A 17,219-nucleotide genomic window follows, 5' to 3' on the forward strand; every position below is an offset into this window, starting at 1 on the left:
TTCACTCGAGTTTTTAAAAATTATTTTTAAATTTCTTTAATTAATGAAACCCAGTGATCTACATATTGTTCATGACTAAAGCGTGTGAGTACGTCTTGGGTATTACTGGCTAATTGCTGTCTTAGTGTTTGATTCTCCATTACATGAATTATTTTATCTGCCATTTTTTGTTTATCTTTGTTATCAATCAAAAATCCGTCGACACCATCTCTAATGATATCTCTAGGACCATATTTGATATTAAAGCTTATGACAGGTGTACCAGAAGCAAGGCTTTCAGTTAGGACCATCCCAAACCCTTCAAAATCAGAAGTTAAGATAGAGCAACAAGCTTTTTGATAAACCTTAGTAGGATCGTCGGTGAATCCCTTTAGTTTAACATTCTTTTCTAAATGTAATTCTTTTATAAGTTTCTCAAGAGCGGATTTTTCTTCTCCAAATCCATAAATATGGTATTCAGCATTAGGGAGCTTATCAACAACATATCTAAATGCTCTGATAGCTTCGTCCAATCTTTTTTGTACGTTATATCTAGCAATAGAAATAGCTAAATAAGGAGAGTAATCTGTTGCATCTTTATGATTACTTTTATCTACTGCAGCATGTGGGATAACAACATAGTTACTCTTAATTCCTATGTCTGTCGTGATGTCTTCTTTTTGTTCATTAGTTAAAAACACAACACGATCAAATAAATGGACATTTTTAAAGAAAGGCTCCCAAGTGTGTTTCGAACCATTACTACCATCATAAGGTTTTTTATAATGATTATTATGTAAAACAGCAATCTTCTTTGCATTAATCGTTGCTGTAACATTATCTGTGCTTCTTGCATCTGAGATTACTACAGGATTTCTGTAAAGGGAGACTTTGTCTGCTAACCATTTACTTACAAAGTCAGAATGATTATCAAATTGTTGGTTCTCTTTACCGAATAATAGTGTTGTACTGTTTTGGCCCTCTTTATTTATCCAGATCGTTAGATAACATTTTCCTTGTGGATCAAAATAACGATCTAGTTTTGGTTTATTGGTGTTGAGGTCCATATGTCTGGTGCGAACGAGGTGACCAGAATCATTAAATTCTTCTCTCCGATATCGATGTCTGCCTTCAGAAAAATAATCAATAAATTTCAAAATGTTATGTTTGTCAAAGCGTTTATATTTTATGTACAAACCATTGTTATAATAGCGATAAGAAGGTGTAACATCTCTCTTATCAGTAAAAACGTCTAGTCCTCTTTCTTGTATTTTATGTTTAGCCTTTGAACCAAATATTTTTAATCGTTTTGATTTATTCCCCATCACATCATCAAATAAATTAATAACTTTTACATTTTTATTTAATTTTCCAGTACTATATAATTGCTCAACAATAGAATTGAAATTCGGCTGAAACTTTAACGTTAAAAAAATCACCTCATTGAAATGCTTTGATAAAACATTTGCTCTAGTTATGACAGCTTTAGTCAATCCACCTCTAACTAAATCTAGTGAATTAAAAATAAATATTGGTGTTCTCATGTAGAAAAATACTCCTTTAAATGTTAAAATTTTGGCCAATAGTGTTTTAAGCATGCATAGGTATATAAAAGGAACGAAACCTTATTTCATGGTTTAGCTAGATTCTAAAAAATATATATAACTAGAAAAACTTGTCTATCATTATGATATCTGAAAACCATAAAGATAAGCAAGTAATAAATTGAACTACCAGCCACTTAGCGCCTTACAAGTTGTTTGAAGTTAGTTCCGCAAGAAAGAAGTGAATAGTCTTTACCCATTATCAATCACATGTATTCCAAACGAGAGCCAATATCCGTTTCATATCTTAAAATAGTGTAAAGGTTAGAGCTCAACTTCTTGATTTATTAGGAGGCTAAGCAGCTCCCTAAAACTGTCATATTTTAAAACATTACGTACACCATTATTGTCTTTTTATAAAATAACTAGTATAATTTTAAAAGTATTTATATACAGTGTGAACTGGGAAGGATATTTATATGAAATCTGCATGGAAAGTCTTTAAAGAACAATTTCAGCATTTTTATTTAGTAAGAAGATTGTCACTATATGAGTTAAAAAATAATAATAGCAATAACTATCTTGGAATAGCATGGGAAGTTATTAATCCGTTATTTCAAATTGGAATCTACTGGTTTGTGTTTGGCTATGGTATTCGACAAAGATCTGAAATGCCCGTAGCAGAGAATATGACAGTTCCTTTTATTAACTGGATGTTAGCCGGAATGATTATTTGGTTGTTTTTTTATCAATCCATTATTCAAGGGTCTAAATCGATCTATACCAGAATTAAAATGCTGTCAAAAATGAATTTCCCAATGAGTATTATTCCGAATTTTGTTGTTTTTTCTCGATACTATATACATTTAGTCATGCTTGTTATAACGATTATTATTATGCAAATGACTGGTTTTACCATTAATTTATATTATGTGCAGTTTATTTACTTTACAATAGCTTTGTTTGCTTTTACATTTTCATTATCATTGTTGATGTCAACATTATCAACAATTATTCGAGATATTCAAATGTTTTTACAAGCAACCTTACGAATGGTTTTGTACCTATCACCAATATTATGGAATCTAGATGCTTTACCAGAAAAAATTCAATTTATCATGAAACTAAATCCTCTGTATTATTTGATAGAAGGATATCGATCTAGTTTCTTTGGTTTAGATTGGTATATGATTACAAATTGGCAATATACGCTATATTTTTGGGGAATCACTTTAGTTATATTTATACTAGCCTCCATTTTACACGTCAAATTCAGAAGACACTTTATAGACTTTGCTTAAAAAAGTAGGGATATTATGGATAAATCTATTATAGTAAGAAATGTTTCAAAAAAATACAAATTATATTCTAGTTCATCGGAGCGAATCTTAGATTTGATTACTCCTAAAAGCTATGGTGAAGACTTCTGGGCTTTAAACAATGTTAGCTTTGAAGCAGAAAAGGGAGATGTAATTGGGTTTATTGGAATTAATGGATCTGGTAAATCTACCTTATCAAATATTGTAGCTGGAATCGTACCTGAAACGAGCGGATCGGTCAAGTTGAATGGGCAGGCGTCGCTCATTGCTGTTTCATCTGGTTTAAAGAATGATCTAACTGGGCGTCAAAATATTGAATTAAAATGTCTAATGCTTGGATTTACCAAAAAACAAATTGAAGCAATGGAAAATGATATTATTGAGTTTGCTGAATTAGAACGATTTATCGATCAGCCAGTAAAATCTTATTCAAGTGGAATGAAATCACGATTAGGATTTGCCATTTCAGTTACAATAGACCCCGATATATTAATAATTGATGAAGCATTGTCAGTTGGAGATAAAGCGTTCGGGGAAAAAAGCTTGGCTAAAATGAAAGAGTTTAAGAAACAGGGGAAAACAATGATTTTTGTTAGTCATTCCATCGGTCAAATGAAAGAGTTTTGTGAAAAAATACTTTGGCTAGAATATGGAATGGTTAAAGACTTTGGTACTGTCGAAGAGGTTATACCAAAATATCAAGACTTTATTAATAAATATAAGAAAATGTCTAAAAAACAAAAAGAGGCATATAGAGTAGAGGCATTGAAAGCACAAGGTGTCTTCGTTTAAATCAAATATGTAATATAGATCCTCATCTGGATGATGAGGGTTTTTTATACTGTGATTGCTAACCTTGTCATTCCATGTCATAATAGATAAGAATTTGTATAAAAAGATAGATTACTAGAGAGGTTGCAGCCTGATGTCATATAAACATGTCAATATAATGGATGTCTCTTTTTTGAATATAGAGAGGAAGGAACTGTTCCAAACAATTATATATCCTAGCTTACAGAAGCAAGGAAAGCAGTTTTTCGTAACGGCAAATCCAGAAATAGTGATGTTAGCTAATGAAAAGCCAGCATATAAAGCGATGATTAAACAAGCCGATTATGTTCTACCAGATGGTGCTGGCATCGTTATTGCTTCCAAGCTGATTGGCAATTCGATTGTGGAACGCATTCCAGGATTTGAAGTAATGACACATTTGATTGGTTATGCGGAAGAAAATGGATTAAGCTGTTACTTTTTAGGTGCGCATCAAGAAGTGATTGAAGCATTTATCAAGCGAATAAAAACGCTACATCCCAACTTGTTGATAGCTGGTTATCATAATGGCTTTTTTGATTTAGATGATCCAAACATTGTCGAACATGTAAAAAAAGCAAACCCTGATTTGGTGTTTGTGGCCTTAGGTTCTCCGAGACAAGAGCAGTGGATTACGAAACATTACCATCAATTCGATAAAGGACTATTTATGGGTGTAGGGGGAAGTTTTGATGTGGTAGCAGGAAAAGTAAAGCGAGCCCCCGAATCATGGATTAAATTAAATTTAGAGTGGTTATATCGTTTATTACAACAACCATTTCGTTGGAAACGAATGTTAAAAGTGTTTCAGTTTATGTTTCGTGTACTCATAAGAAAATATTAAAAAGCTGATGAATGATGAGCTGTCTAATAAAAGTTAATGTTTTGACCTAACTTTTGCGGGATGCGTCTCATGTTCATCAGCTTTTTCGCAGCATAATGCAGTAGGAAATAGGATGTAGATCGTTATTAAATGTATGATGTAAGATTGAAATGAAAGAATGAAATAAGCACAGCGAGTAATTCTTAAATGATCTCGTAAAATAAACAATAAATAGAAAGGTGTTTCATAGTGAAAAAAATTATTGTAATCTCCAGCAGTATTCTATTAGTTGCAGCTATTGGAATTGCTATTTCTTTAACGAATAACAACAGTTTTGGTCCAGAAGAGTGGACACAGTATCGAATGAAAAGTGATAAAAATGCTGTATATGATAACGGCGGAAAACCTTTAGAGATGGATACATTTCAAACAACTTGGCAAGTGAGAGCTACACCTGTCGTAGCTGGTGATCGAATGTTTGTAGGTAATCACGGAACAGGTGACTTGCATGCCTTTAATATAAAGACGGGTGAGAAAATTTGGCAATCACAAGCACCGAATTGGGTCCATTCGGAAATGGTATTTTCCAATGATGTAGTCTATGTAGGTTTTGGGAATCGTTTCTTTCAAGACGGTGTACGTGGAACGAAAGAAAGTGGGGTTCTAGCCCTAGATGCAGCAACTGGAGAAAAGCTTTGGAAATACAATACAGAGGGAGAAGTCATGCCTACTCCAGTTATCTATAACGAAAATATTTACGTAGCAACTGGAGATAGACATTTATATAAAATAGATAAAGAATCAGGTAATTTGACTGAACGGACCTTTTTAGGTGCAATAACAAGTATGTCATCACCAAATTTAACGGAAGATGTCTTATATATGGGTGGTAGTAGTGACTATACATTTACAGCCTTTGATCTACAAGAAGATGCAATAAAATGGCAAACCGATTTCCCTGATGTGGTAGCTGGTTTGGATGATGTTCCTCCTGCTGTTTCTGATGGTATAGTTGTGACAACTGCTATAGAAGGTAGTTATGACGACCCGAATCATATGATGTATGCGATGGATACGAACAGTGGCGATATCATTTGGGAAACAAGTCTAGGCGAGGGCGAAATGGTATCAAATAATAAATCTGGAGCACCGATCATACACAAAGGGAATATTTATGTTGGCAGTCCAATAACAAAAACCTTTTATGCATATGATTTAGCGACAGGTGAAAAAGTATGGGAATTTGAAGATGAAATAATGAAGGGGCCTCCAGTGGCTAAAGATGGTGTCGTCTATTTTGGTAATAAGAATGGTGTCATGCATGCTTTAGATACAACAACTGGCGATTTAATAAAGCAAATAGAACTTGATGGTGCATTAGCTCCATCAGGGCCAATTATTATGAATGATACGCTCATAGTAGGCAGCCAAGACCATCAGGTTTATGCTGTTCCTTTAGCCGATTTCACAGGTGAATAAGATTAATACATTCATTGTTAACAAATGCTAGTTATAAACATAAAATAGTCCATACCTAGGTTTAGGTATGGACTATTTTTATGTTGCTGGTGGAAAAGAATAAGTTCGTTTGATTATTCCGTACGCATTGATGTGGTGTCTTCTAGTGTATTGTCATCATCTGTTTGGCTTGAAAACGTGCTTAGACCAAGATGTTCTTTAAGTATTTGTCGCTTTTCGGCTAAGTCTTCATCATTTAATTGATAATAATAGAGATCGGCCCATAAATCAGAACCTTTTAGGCTTAATGTTTCAATATCTAAATTTCCAGTACTTCCATAAGAGACAAAGCTTTTAATTTCTTTAAATGACATGTTAGTCGACATATTATCTCCTACCGCTTGCATAAGGTCGCCAATGTTTAGCAATGTATTAAAGGAAACAGCTTTGTTTACCATTGCTTTGATGATTTCTTGTTGTCTTTTTCCTCGTTCAATATCATTGTCTTGCTTTCTTGTACGAGCTAAAGCAAGTGCTTCTTCTCCATTTAGAGATTGTTCGCCAGGCAATAAATGAATTGCGTTGGCATTATCTTTTGAATCTTGTTCATACATTTCGTATGGTACTTCTACGGTAATACCGTTTAACTCATTTACCACATCAATGAAAGCATTAAAATTGATTTTGACATAATAATCAACCGGGATATCAAATAACCCTTCTACCGTTTCTAACGTTGCCTTCACACCACCTGAAGCATGTGCATGGTTTATCTTGGTTTTATAACCCAAATCCGGGATATACACATAGGAATCACGTGGAATAGAGACCATTTTCACGCTTTTATCTTCTTTGTTTAATGTAGCAAGGATCAATGCATCAGATAGTTCATTACTTTCATTATTTGCTTCGCGTTTTTCACTTTGATCCACGCCGATAAAAAGGATCGAAACATCATCAACGGTTGGATCTACACCATCATCACGCAGTTCTGATCCATTTTCTCTTCCATCATCCTCATAGGAATCAGCGACAATATCTTGCGCTTGGTTCCATACCATGGCGAAATAGGTTCCTCCGCCTCCTAAAAGTAATAGAATAGGAAGTAATATATATAAGTATTTTCGTCTTTTTTTCGTTTTTCGTTTATTCAAGCGAGACGTATTCTTATCTTTATTCATCATGGTATAACTCCTTTATATAAGTAGACATTCAATCTTATTTTACTACTCAGTAAGAAAAAGTAAAATGATATTTTGATTACAAAAAGATTATATTTATTACAAAATCAAAAAATGATAACTGTTAGGTAACTTATCAATTATAATATATTTACAGATTAATGTGAACGGATTATTGTATTTTCTTAAAATTGTCATTATTTCACGCATCCGATCATAAAATGAAGGGACAAGGGGTCAGACGCTCTGTCCCATTTCTCATTTTGGGACAAGGCGTCTGACCCCTTGTCCCACTTATGTGACGGAAGGTGAAAAGATGATGAACATTACAGTAGTTGGTATGGGTTATGTTGGATTATCAAATGCAGTGTTGCTCGCACAACATAATAATGTAATGGCACTAGATGTTGTTCCTGAGAAAATACAGTTAATCAATCATTTATCTTGCCCAATTAAAGATGCTGAGATTGAAGAATATTTAAAAGAGAAACAGTTAAGTCTGTATGCTACAACAGACAAGCAGATGGCGTATCAACACGGTGATATAATTATTATTGCTACGCCAACAAATTATGATACAATCAAAAACTTTTTCGATACAAGTGCAGTGGATGCTGTCATTCAGGATGTTGTTGCTATCAACCCGGATGCAACCATTATGATTAAATCAACAGTACCAGTTGGCTATACATTCGAAGCAAGGGAAAAATTTAAAACAGAGAATATTATCTTCTCTCCAGAATTCTTACGTGAAGGAAAAGCTTTATATGACAATTTGTATCCTTCTCGAATTATCGTTGGTGAACAATCTGAACGCGCCCGGAAGTTTGCAGATCTTCTAAAAGAAGGTGCGTTAAAAGAAAAAATAGATGTGTTATTTACGAATTCTACCGAGGCGGAAGCGATTAAGCTATTTGCGAATACACATTTAGCAATGCGTGTGGCTTTCTTTAATGAATTGGATACATACGCTGAAGTAAGAGGCTTGGATTCGAAGCAAATCATTGAAGGGGTCGGATTAGATCCAAGAATAGGGACGCATTATAATAATCCTTCTTTTGGTTACGGTGGTTACTGTCTTCCAAAAGATACCAAGCAATTACTTGCAAACTATGAAGATGTGCCTAACAACATAATGGCAGCCATTGTTGATGCGAATCGCACGCGAAAAGATCATATTGCAGCAAGTATTCTTGCCCGAAAACCAAATGTTGTCGGAATTTATCGTTTAACAATGAAGACAGATTCTGATAATTTCAGACAATCTGCGATTCAAGGGGTCATGAAACGCATCAAAGCTAAAGGAATTGAAGTCGTTGTTTATGAACCAGTAATAGAAGAAGATGAATTCTACAATTCCAAAGTGATCAAAGATTTAGATGCTTTCAAACAAATGTCTGATGTGATAGTAGCTAACAGATTAACAGACGACATCCAAAACGTAAAAGAAAAAGTATACACAAGAGACCTATTCAGTAGAGACTAATTGGGACACGGGGTCAGGCCCCCTGTCCCATTTTTTCTCTTGTTTCGCTTGGAATATTGTGGTAGGATAATAATGTTATAAATAACAATTAGATGTCAAAATAATTCTACCAAATGGAGCGTTTGAACAAAATGAATAGTAGTAAGGCACTTGATAGTGAAAAAATGAAAGCGATATTATCTAAGGTTTATCTTAAAGATGAACAAGGTGCAAACTTAGAAGATATTATGGAAGATCTAAAAAATGAGTTAGCACAAATGATGAACAAAGAAATGGGACAAGGGGTCTGACCCCCTGTCCCATTATCTGTTTTTGATTAACAATGTTAAATAAATAAGTATGGCAACTAGTACTGAGCCAGCTGCTGTTAAGTAAATATAGCTGTAGCCGAAGCTTGAGGCGATTATACCAAAGGTCATGGCACCAATACCAACACCTAAATCAAAAAAGGCAAAGAACGTCGCATTTGCCATTCCTTTACGATTTGCTGCGGCTTGATCGACGGCCCATGCTTGAAGGGCAGGTTGAACACTACCAAACCCAAGTCCGTAGCATGCAGCTGCAGTATACAAGATAAGCGTATTAGGTAACCATACGAGCAATAACATGGCCGAGAAAATCATTAGTGCACCTGGTAAAAAGACAGCTATGTGCCCTTTCCTATCATATAATCTACCCGCGAACGTTCGTGAAAACATTAGAAATAATGCGTAAACAAGAAAATAAATTTCTATTCCTGCCATTCCTTTTTCCGCTGTGTATAGGGGTAGAAAAGAAGCAATTCCACCAAATGTCACTGTAATAAAAAACAATAGAGTGGCAGGTTTGATGGCACTTTTTTCAAAAATATCGAACTTAACCGTTGTTGCTTTATGCTCGGATTGCTCCACTTTTTTATAATGAATTTGTGAAGATAATAAGAACGCGACCAAGCCTAATGCAGCACATATCAAAAATAATTGGGAGAATGTCAACGTACCAGCCAAAGTCAAACCAAGTGCTGGACCAAACGCTAGAGCAAGATTACCTGACAACCCGAAGTAACCCATTCCTTCCCCACGTCGACTTGGTGGAATAAGGTCTGTAGCGATCGTACCAGTGGCGGTAGTGGATAGACCCCAGCCAATTCCTTGGACCATGCGCATCAGAATCAAGAACCCAATACCAGCAATAATCGAATAAGACCCAACCGATAGAACAAAAATGCCTAAGCCAGTCATATAAACGAATTGACGTCCTTTCGATTCTAAAGCATGTCCAGCATAAGGGCGAAATAATAATGCGGAAAATGTAAATATTCCAGTAATAATACCAATTAATTGATCACTACCACCAAGGTGTTGCACAAATAATGGAATAGTTGGTAATGTCATTTGAAACCCTAAGAAAATAAAAAAGTTTGCCATACAAATCAGGGCGAAATCTTTCGTCCAAATTTTTTCTTTTATCACAGTTGCTTGTGCATGTTTACCATTCGGCATATATACGCTTACCTTCTTTCTTTCGTAACTCGAAATATATTATACACAAGTACAGTCTATTTGCAAAGTGGTCCAGTTTTTTACAGCGTATTAGGATAAAAAAGGTCATGAGGGCGTGTCTTTAATTTAACGTGGCTATAATTCGGCGAACGCAGGCTATAATTCGGCGAACGTGGCGATAATCCGGCGAACACAGGCGATAATCCGGCGAACATAGGCGATAATTCGGCGAACGCGGCGATAATTCGGCGAACGCGGCGGTAATTCGGCGAACACAGGCGGTAATCCGGCGAACACAGGCGATGATTCGGCGAACACAGGCGATGATTCGGCGAACGCAGGCGATAATCCGGCGAACGGAGCGATAATTCGGCGAACGCGGCTATACTTCGGCGAACGCGGGCGATAATTCGGCGAATACAGGCGGTAATTCGGCGAACACACCAAAAAAATAAATTAGATAAGTCCATCCAGCATATAATAGCAGTCCCTTGTCTTTCCTACTTTCTTAATTTTAGGATGATGAAGGATTCTTTTGGTGGCAGAGCTGGATTGCACACCTAAGAATGTACGAGCCTCTTTGTTTGTGATTTTTTGATGAAAAAGAATCGCATATTCTCGGAGAGCGGTCAAATGAGCGTTTTGATCCTTTTTCCTACATTTTGGACAGACCCAATTCCCGTGCATACGCTCCATCATCACTTCCTTACACGCTGGGCACCAGATCCCCTTCTTAATATTCAACGGACTAATCTGGTATTTATCTATGACATGATACGCTTTTGGGGTGTGATTTTTCTTCAGATGTGTCACGAGCGCGGCCAATGCTTTAGTCGAATAATTATGCTGTTGTTGCTTTTGAAAAATTTGTTCCATTCTTCTGGGCAAATGTGGATTGACTACAATAGCTTTGGAATCATGTGCTTCAAGGTTGAGCAATACCTTTTGATGTGTAAATGTAACAATAGGATGAATCTCCAATGGTGCAAATCCCAGCTTTTTAATATAGCGTTGAAGCCGTCGTTTTTGAACATAAACTTGGGCCAATGGATCGTTAAATACTTCGCTCGTTCCTTCAAGTGTACGAATCATCTGTCCCGCATGATTAAAACTTATTTCCCCCTTAAAATTCTTCGCCTCAATGATTAAACAGGTCTTTGATGTTAATAAAAGTGCATCAATTTGAAAATAACTATCAGATTCAGGGAGTCGCAGACCATAAAAAATAAATGCATCATCCAGATCAATTACGTTAATATAATAATCTAGCGTTGATTCTCCATAATATCCACTCGACACCTTGCCATATAAATCATCTAACTGCTGGAAATTTGGATCCCTGCGCATAAGCCTTGGTAACAACATTTCTAATTGCATTAGCTCAACTGTTTTTTGGGAAGGTAGTATAATCAACAAAAAAATCCTTTCTTCGTCTAATTTTTATAAAATTTACTGTTTTAATTAAAACTTTTTTTATTGGCTGGAATAAGACGATTTTAAAGAAATGAACGTTTTTCGTATGGAGCGTCGTCATTGAAAATACGTTCCAATAAAAGCTTTACCGGAGCGATATCTTCAAATGATCAACTTTAACTGTTGGGTGTGTGTATGTAATGCTTAGGAAAATCGGAATGGAAGGGAAGCCAGGTTGATGTAAGGATTTTTATAAAGGTGTCCGATCGCTTTAATAAAACTTTAATTTGAAAAAATTTTTAGTGGAATTGCGTTTACTGTTAAATAGGGAGCTTGTTGTTCACTAAGGGTACGGAAAATTTGTTGCAAGTGTAACGCACTTGTGGAAAATCCTTCCATAATTGTTGTTTTAATGTCGTGTGGCTGATAAAAATGCGGAGTAATATCTTAAGGTTGCTTATTTGGAAACACATTCAATTATAAATTATTGCCGTTAAAAATGCCAGTACTACATATCTAAATTACGTTTGGTATTGAAGGCAGTTTTAGTGCATTTGCCGAATGAATTCGGCGTTCGCTGAATTACTGCTGAGTTCGCCGGAAAAGCGCTCAACATCGCCGGATCAATCCAGAATTTCGCCGGAAAAGCCCCCAACATCGCCGAATCTATCCAAAACTCCACCAAATAAATGCCACCACTAACACTAAAACCATCCTTTTCGTTTAAACCATGCGAACATGGCAATGGCGATTACTACCATTACGCCGAGTGTAATAAAGTATCCGAAATCTGTTTGGAGTTCTGGCATATAGGTGAAATTCATTCCATAAATACCAGCGATTAACGTGAGTGGTGCAAAGATAGAAGTAATAATCGTTAACACTTTCATTACTTCATTTGTTTGATGTGAATTCAGTGATAAATAATTATCTCGAATATCGTTGGCGATTTCACGATTGGATGCTACCATTTCTGAAAGTTTTAATAAGTGGTCATAAATATCGGTAAAGTATGCTTTGCGATCTTTAATTCCTTTTAGATGACTGGAATTGAGCATACGGTAAAATAGATCACGCACTGGATTGATGGTATGCCGCAATTGTAGTAGTTGATGTCTTATGTCAAATAAATTATCAAGTAGTACAGGCATCGCTTCCTCATTGGGATTGTCCTCAACTTCATTTAATTCATCTTCAATCGAATAGACGATGGGAAAATAGTGATCAACAATTTTATCCAATATTTCATAAAAAACACGATAGCTATCCCATTTTTCTATTTGCCCGTTGCGTAATTTAATCACACGCTGCCATACTTGATCAATTTGAATAGACGGCTGGTTATGAAAAGTCACAATTGCTTGATCGCTTAAAAAGAAATCATGCTCTAATTGAGTTAATGCAGTTGGATCAATGGCATGCATAATAAAAAAACTAAAGTCATCATAATAATCGAGTTTGGCTCGTTGTAAATTTTGCAGGCAGTCCTCAATGGCTAAGGGGTGATAATGTAAGGTCTTTTCAAGGTGGGTTACTTCCTCTGGTGTTGGTTGATCAAAATCAATCCAGTACCATTGATAATCAATGGCTGCCAACGCTTCAATGGAATCTAACGCCACTAATTGTTGTTGCTGATTCACTGCAAGAATATGTATCATCTGATAACCCCCTCTTTCTGACTAGTATACCTTTGCACGAACAACGGGACAAGGGGTCAGTCCCCTTGTCCCGTTCCACACAAAAAAATGGGACAGAGGGCCTGACCCCCCGTCCCGTTATAGCATTACTGTATTTTTGTTGAGGTCGATGACGCGTTGGTTTCGACTACCTCTGAATTTCAGTGTTAAATCTTTTTCTGCCAAGACAAATGGTCCATCGACGAGGACGTCACAGTAACGAAGCAGCTCCCGTTGATAAGGATTGTCTGATTGCTGTAATTGTTCTAATGTAAATCCACTGTAAGCCCAAATGTGTTTGCCCATCGCTTTTAGACGTTTAGCCACTTGTGCCACTTCTTGTGCTTGAAAGAACGGCTCTCCACCAGATAAGGTGATATCCGTTAATGGGTTACTTCCGGCTTCTTCAACCACTTCTTCTACCGTCATTTCTGTTCCGTTTCGAATATTCCAACTTGCTGGATTATGGCATCCTTTGCAGAAGTGCGGACAGCCGGCAAAGAAAATAACCGTGCGCAAGCCTTCTCCGTCCACAACCGAATCATGTAAAATATTCATTACTCTCATGAATGATCAGAACACTTCTGTGCGGCAGCAGATCCTTTAGCACCATCTGTTTGGTGTTTCACGCGTTGGCTTTCTTCTGCACGTTTCGCAGAATTCCATTTTTTCATATCACCGACAAGATAACCAGTAATTCGACGAATCCGTTCTACTTTTTCTTGGTCCGCATTTTCGCATTTAGGACAAGCCTCGTCAATAATCCCTGTATATCCACAAGTAGTACAACGATCGACAGGGTGGTTAATCGAACCATAGCCAAAGTCACTAGCTGCCATTGTTTTCACTAACGTATCGAGTGCTTTTGTATTTTTGGAAACATCGCCATCACATTCAATATAAGAGATATGTCCGCCATTACATAATTTATGAAAAGCACCTTCTTTGCGAATTTTATCAATCGCACGAATAGAATAATAGACAGGGACATGGAATGAATTGGTATAATAATCACGTTCCGTTACACCAGGGATGTTACCGAATTCCTTTTTATCGCCTCTTGTAAATTTACCAGATAAACCTTCAGCTGGCGTTGCGATTAAAGAAAAATTCAAGTCATACTGATCAGCAGCTTGATCCGCACGATCACGCATGTGAGAAACGATCTTGTAGCCTAATGCATAAGCATCTTCTGATTCCCCATGATGTTCGCCGATTAGTGCTTTTAAAGCCTCAGCTAATCCAATAAAGCCCATACTTAGTGTTCCGTGTTTTAACACTTCTTCTAGTTCATCTTCAGCGGCTAGTTTCTCACTATCTTTCCATACGCCTTGGCTATATAAAAAGGAGAAATGCTGTGCCTTCTTCTTTATTTGGAAAGCATAACGTTCCAATAATTGTTTAATCACAAGATCAATATAATGATCTAATTTATCAAAAAAACCAGCAACATCGTTCGAAGTCAATGCAATTTTGACAAGGTTAATGGAGGTGAAAGATAGATTACCACGTTTAATACTATTTTCTACCCCATGACGATTCCCCATCACGCGCGTACGACAACCCATGTATGCTACTTCGGATTCGGTTGTTCCATCATAATATTGCCCATTAAAAGTAGAATCGATAAAACTGAAGTTAGGGAATAAACGTTTCGCTGTTGTCTCAAGTGCTACTTGATAGAGATCATAGTTTGGCTCACCAGGTTCAAAGTTAATTCCTTTTTTCATTTTAAAAATTTGAATAGGAAAAATAGGTGTTTCGCCATTTCCGAGTCCTGCTTTTGTTGCTAATAATAAATTTTTTACAAATAAGCGACCTTCGTGTGATGTATCTGTTCCGTAGTTAACCGATACAAATGGAACTTGCCCACCACCACGAGAGTGCATGGAGTTACAATTATGAACAAAAGCTTCACACGCTTGATACACATCGCGATCTGTTTCTTTCCAAGCAGCTGCATCCAGTGCTGCTTCTGTAAGGTTGGTTGCATAACGTTCGATTCGTTTCTTGTGTTTTACAAATGTTTTATGTACATAAGGTGCAAGATCTTTATCGAACATTGGGTAGCTTTGACCACCGTGTTGCATGTTTTGATTCGATTGAAATACAATGGATGCTAGTGCCATTGCACTTAAAATATCATTCGGTTCACGCATATAGCCATGTCCCGTGTTGAAGCCATCTTTCAAAATCTCACCTAACGGAATTTGACAACAGGTGGTTGTTCCAGTTGGCATAAAATCAAGGTCATGTGGATGGATGAAGTTCTCTTCCATCGCTTGTGTAATATCTGGACTTAGCATTACTTTTTTGGCATAGTGCTTGGCTGCTTCTGAAGCAAATTTTGACATTTGACCCATCGGTGATTGGCCATCGACATTGGCATTCTCTTGAATTAAATCCTGATTACTAGAACCAACGATTTGATCTAGTGCTTCAAATAAATGATCTTCTGTCTGTTTTGCGAGCGTTGGCATGGTTAGCATATAATCACTCCTATTACAATATATTGTACACATCTTGTGTTATGTTTACTATATCTAGTGTTCGAATGATAGTTTAGCATGCATATAAAAGAAAAGACTGTGCGCTATATCACACCCAACCAACCCAAAAACGCCCAAAAGCAAGTGGGGCAGGGGACAGGCGATTTCTTCTATTTTTTTGACCGACGTGCCTGCCCCCTGGAATGGGACATAGGGTTACCCCCTGGTTGGGGCACGGGGTCAGTCCCCCTGTCCCATTGCACAGAAAAAGAGCTACCCGAATGAACGGAATAGCTCTCATTAAAGAAGGTTCGCGCTAGTGCTGTGGGATAAACGTTTGACAATCTGTCTCTTTTTGATCACGAGCGTGTTTACCATGATGGCTTACCACATAAATCTCGTCTGCATGACACTGATTACCTGTTGCCCAATATTTACAATTGTGCACTTCACAAAGTACATCCTTTGCCATTGCACCCACCTCCTATGCCACTAGTTTAAACAAACCAAACCGATTTATGCATAAGAGTGGGACGTGGGACCTGACCCCTTGTCCCAACCCCTTGTCCCATTATTCCCAGTTGTCTATTGGTGCGGGTTTTCCTAGCAAAAAGCCTTGTACGTATGTAATGCCGACTGCTTTAGCTACTTGCAATTCTTCCTCTGTTTCTAATCCTTCTAATATTAGTTTAATGTCGTTCTCTTTACAATATTGTAGAAAAAAGCGGATTAAGTTTTGTTTTTTCTTTGATTGATCTAATTGATAGGAAAAAAGTCGATCTAATTTGATATAATTTGGCTCTAAGTCAATCATCATGTCAAAATTCGCATACCCTTTGCCGACATCATCTAAAGCGAAATGGAATCCTTGTTGTTTTAGTCTTTCAATATGCATCCTAAATAATGGCGGATCTTCAATCAGTTCTGATTCAGAAATTTCTAACACGAGTTGATCTTTCCTGATTTGATTATCGCGCAGTAAATGCTCTAGAAAATGATCAAATGCTTCATTGACAATACTAGAAGGAAAGACGTTAATAAATAAAAATAGCTTTTCCGTTGCTATTGCAGATGAATAGTAAGTGGTTATTGCCTTTTTAATCGACTTTGAATCTAATTCATATAATCGTTTTACTTCTTTAGCTGCTTGAAAGGTGTATACCGGATTAGGAAATAGGCTGGTACGCAATAGCACTTCATATCCAATGACTTTCTGACCATTGATATTGAATATCGGTTGAAAATAATGATAAAAGTGCTCTTCCTCAATCACTGTATCAATTAACATGCTTACAACTCCTTGTTAATCATACCAAATGAACAAAAAAAGGTGAACACAACTTTAATAAGTAGGTTCACCTTTTTAAGGAGGCTTCTTCGGTAGCTTGGCAATCGTATCAACAGTTGTTGCTTTAGACCCATAGCTTTGCGTCCTTACCTTTCGATAAGTTTGCTATTATCGGTAAACCGGATATATGATTTTTGTCTATATTATATCAAAATTCTACAAAATTCCAATCCGTTTTACTACATACAAATAGGGAAAAAAGTCACAATTTT

General features: G+C 36.6%; 15 protein-coding genes and 1 riboswitch. Of the genes, 6 read left to right on the forward strand and 9 right to left on the reverse strand.

All coding sequences use genetic code 11. The annotated features are described in order from the left end of the window. Positions 1-26: 26 nt before the first annotated feature. Positions 27-1,523 (reverse strand): glycosyltransferase, encoded by a 1,497-nt coding sequence (locus BN1058_RS02130; RefSeq protein WP_176694420.1) that lies wholly within the window; start codon positions 1,521-1,523, stop codon positions 27-29. A 479-nt stretch (positions 1,524-2,002) separates the two neighbouring features. Between BN1058_RS02130 and BN1058_RS02135 the strand changes: the two genes are divergently transcribed. From BN1058_RS02135 to BN1058_RS02150, 4 genes are all read left to right on the forward strand, one after another. Continuing rightward, positions 2,003-2,824, forward strand: a complete 822-nt coding sequence (locus BN1058_RS02135) for an ABC transporter permease (protein WP_090852213.1) — start codon at positions 2,003-2,005, stop codon at positions 2,822-2,824. 15 nt (positions 2,825-2,839) lie between these two features. Beyond that, positions 2,840-3,634, forward strand: a complete 795-nt coding sequence (gene tagH / locus BN1058_RS02140) for a teichoic acids export ABC transporter ATP-binding subunit TagH (RefSeq protein ID WP_090852216.1) — start codon at positions 2,840-2,842, stop codon at positions 3,632-3,634. A 133-nt stretch (positions 3,635-3,767) separates the two neighbouring features. After that, the gene (locus tag BN1058_RS02145) at positions 3,768-4,496 is read left to right on the forward strand and encodes a WecB/TagA/CpsF family glycosyltransferase (RefSeq protein ID WP_090852218.1); all 729 of its coding nucleotides are present in this window, start codon (positions 3,768-3,770) and stop codon (positions 4,494-4,496) included. 228 nt (positions 4,497-4,724) lie between these two features. Further along, on the forward strand, positions 4,725-5,954 hold the full coding sequence (locus BN1058_RS02150) for an outer membrane protein assembly factor BamB family protein (protein ID WP_090852220.1): 1,230 nt from the start codon (positions 4,725-4,727) through the stop codon (positions 5,952-5,954). Positions 5,955-6,067: 113 nt separating this feature from the next. Here the strand turns inward: BN1058_RS02150 and BN1058_RS02155 are convergent, their stop codons facing one another. After that, the gene (locus BN1058_RS02155) at positions 6,068-7,114 is read right to left on the reverse strand and encodes an LCP family protein (RefSeq protein WP_090855892.1); all 1,047 of its coding nucleotides are present in this window, start codon (positions 7,112-7,114) and stop codon (positions 6,068-6,070) included. A 319-nt stretch (positions 7,115-7,433) separates the two neighbouring features. Between BN1058_RS02155 and BN1058_RS02160 the strand changes: the two genes are divergently transcribed. Beyond that, complete coding sequence (locus BN1058_RS02160) at positions 7,434-8,600, forward strand: nucleotide sugar dehydrogenase (protein WP_090852222.1); 1,167 nt, start codon at positions 7,434-7,436, stop codon at positions 8,598-8,600. 131 nt (positions 8,601-8,731) lie between these two features. Beyond that, complete coding sequence (locus BN1058_RS14265; protein WP_176694421.1) at positions 8,732-8,890, forward strand: hypothetical protein; 159 nt, start codon at positions 8,732-8,734, stop codon at positions 8,888-8,890. A gap of 12 nt (positions 8,891-8,902) precedes the next feature. Here BN1058_RS14265 and BN1058_RS02165 read toward each other — a convergent pair whose 3' ends face one another. The 7 genes from BN1058_RS02165 to BN1058_RS02195 all read right to left on the reverse strand — a co-directional run bounded on the left by BN1058_RS02165 (position 8,903) and on the right by BN1058_RS02195 (position 16,947). After that, positions 8,903-10,081 (reverse strand): MFS transporter, encoded by a 1,179-nt coding sequence (locus tag BN1058_RS02165; RefSeq protein ID WP_090852225.1) that lies wholly within the window; start codon positions 10,079-10,081, stop codon positions 8,903-8,905. A gap of 456 nt (positions 10,082-10,537) precedes the next feature. After that, entirely contained in the window at positions 10,538-11,494 is a 957-nt protein-coding gene (locus tag BN1058_RS02170) for a nuclease-related domain-containing protein (protein WP_090852228.1), read from the reverse strand. 704 nt (positions 11,495-12,198) lie between these two features. Beyond that, on the reverse strand, positions 12,199-13,152 hold the full coding sequence (corA, locus tag BN1058_RS02175; RefSeq protein ID WP_090852230.1) for a magnesium/cobalt transporter CorA: 954 nt from the start codon (positions 13,150-13,152) through the stop codon (positions 12,199-12,201). 117 nt (positions 13,153-13,269) lie between these two features. Next, positions 13,270-13,737: an anaerobic ribonucleoside-triphosphate reductase activating protein gene (nrdG, locus tag BN1058_RS02180; protein ID WP_090852233.1), complete on the reverse strand. Its 468-nt coding sequence runs from the start codon at positions 13,735-13,737 to the stop codon at positions 13,270-13,272. Continuing rightward, positions 13,734-15,650, reverse strand: a complete 1,917-nt coding sequence (locus BN1058_RS02185) for an anaerobic ribonucleoside triphosphate reductase (protein WP_090855895.1) — start codon at positions 15,648-15,650, stop codon at positions 13,734-13,736. The genes nrdG and BN1058_RS02185 overlap by 4 nt, the downstream gene beginning before the upstream one ends. A 325-nt stretch (positions 15,651-15,975) precedes the next feature. After that, positions 15,976-16,131, reverse strand: a complete 156-nt coding sequence (locus tag BN1058_RS02190; protein ID WP_090852236.1) for a DUF1540 domain-containing protein — start codon at positions 16,129-16,131, stop codon at positions 15,976-15,978. A gap of 99 nt (positions 16,132-16,230) precedes the next feature. After that, the gene (locus BN1058_RS02195) at positions 16,231-16,947 is read right to left on the reverse strand and encodes an EAL domain-containing protein (RefSeq protein WP_090852240.1); all 717 of its coding nucleotides are present in this window, start codon (positions 16,945-16,947) and stop codon (positions 16,231-16,233) included. Between the two features lie 88 nt (positions 16,948-17,035). Next, a riboswitch (cyclic di-GMP riboswitch) is annotated at positions 17,036-17,124 on the reverse strand. Between the last annotated feature and the right edge of the window lie 95 nt (positions 17,125-17,219).

Source organism: Paraliobacillus sp. PM-2, assembly GCF_001368815.1.
Classification (GTDB): Bacteria; Bacillota; Bacilli; order Bacillales; family Amphibacillaceae; genus Paraliobacillus.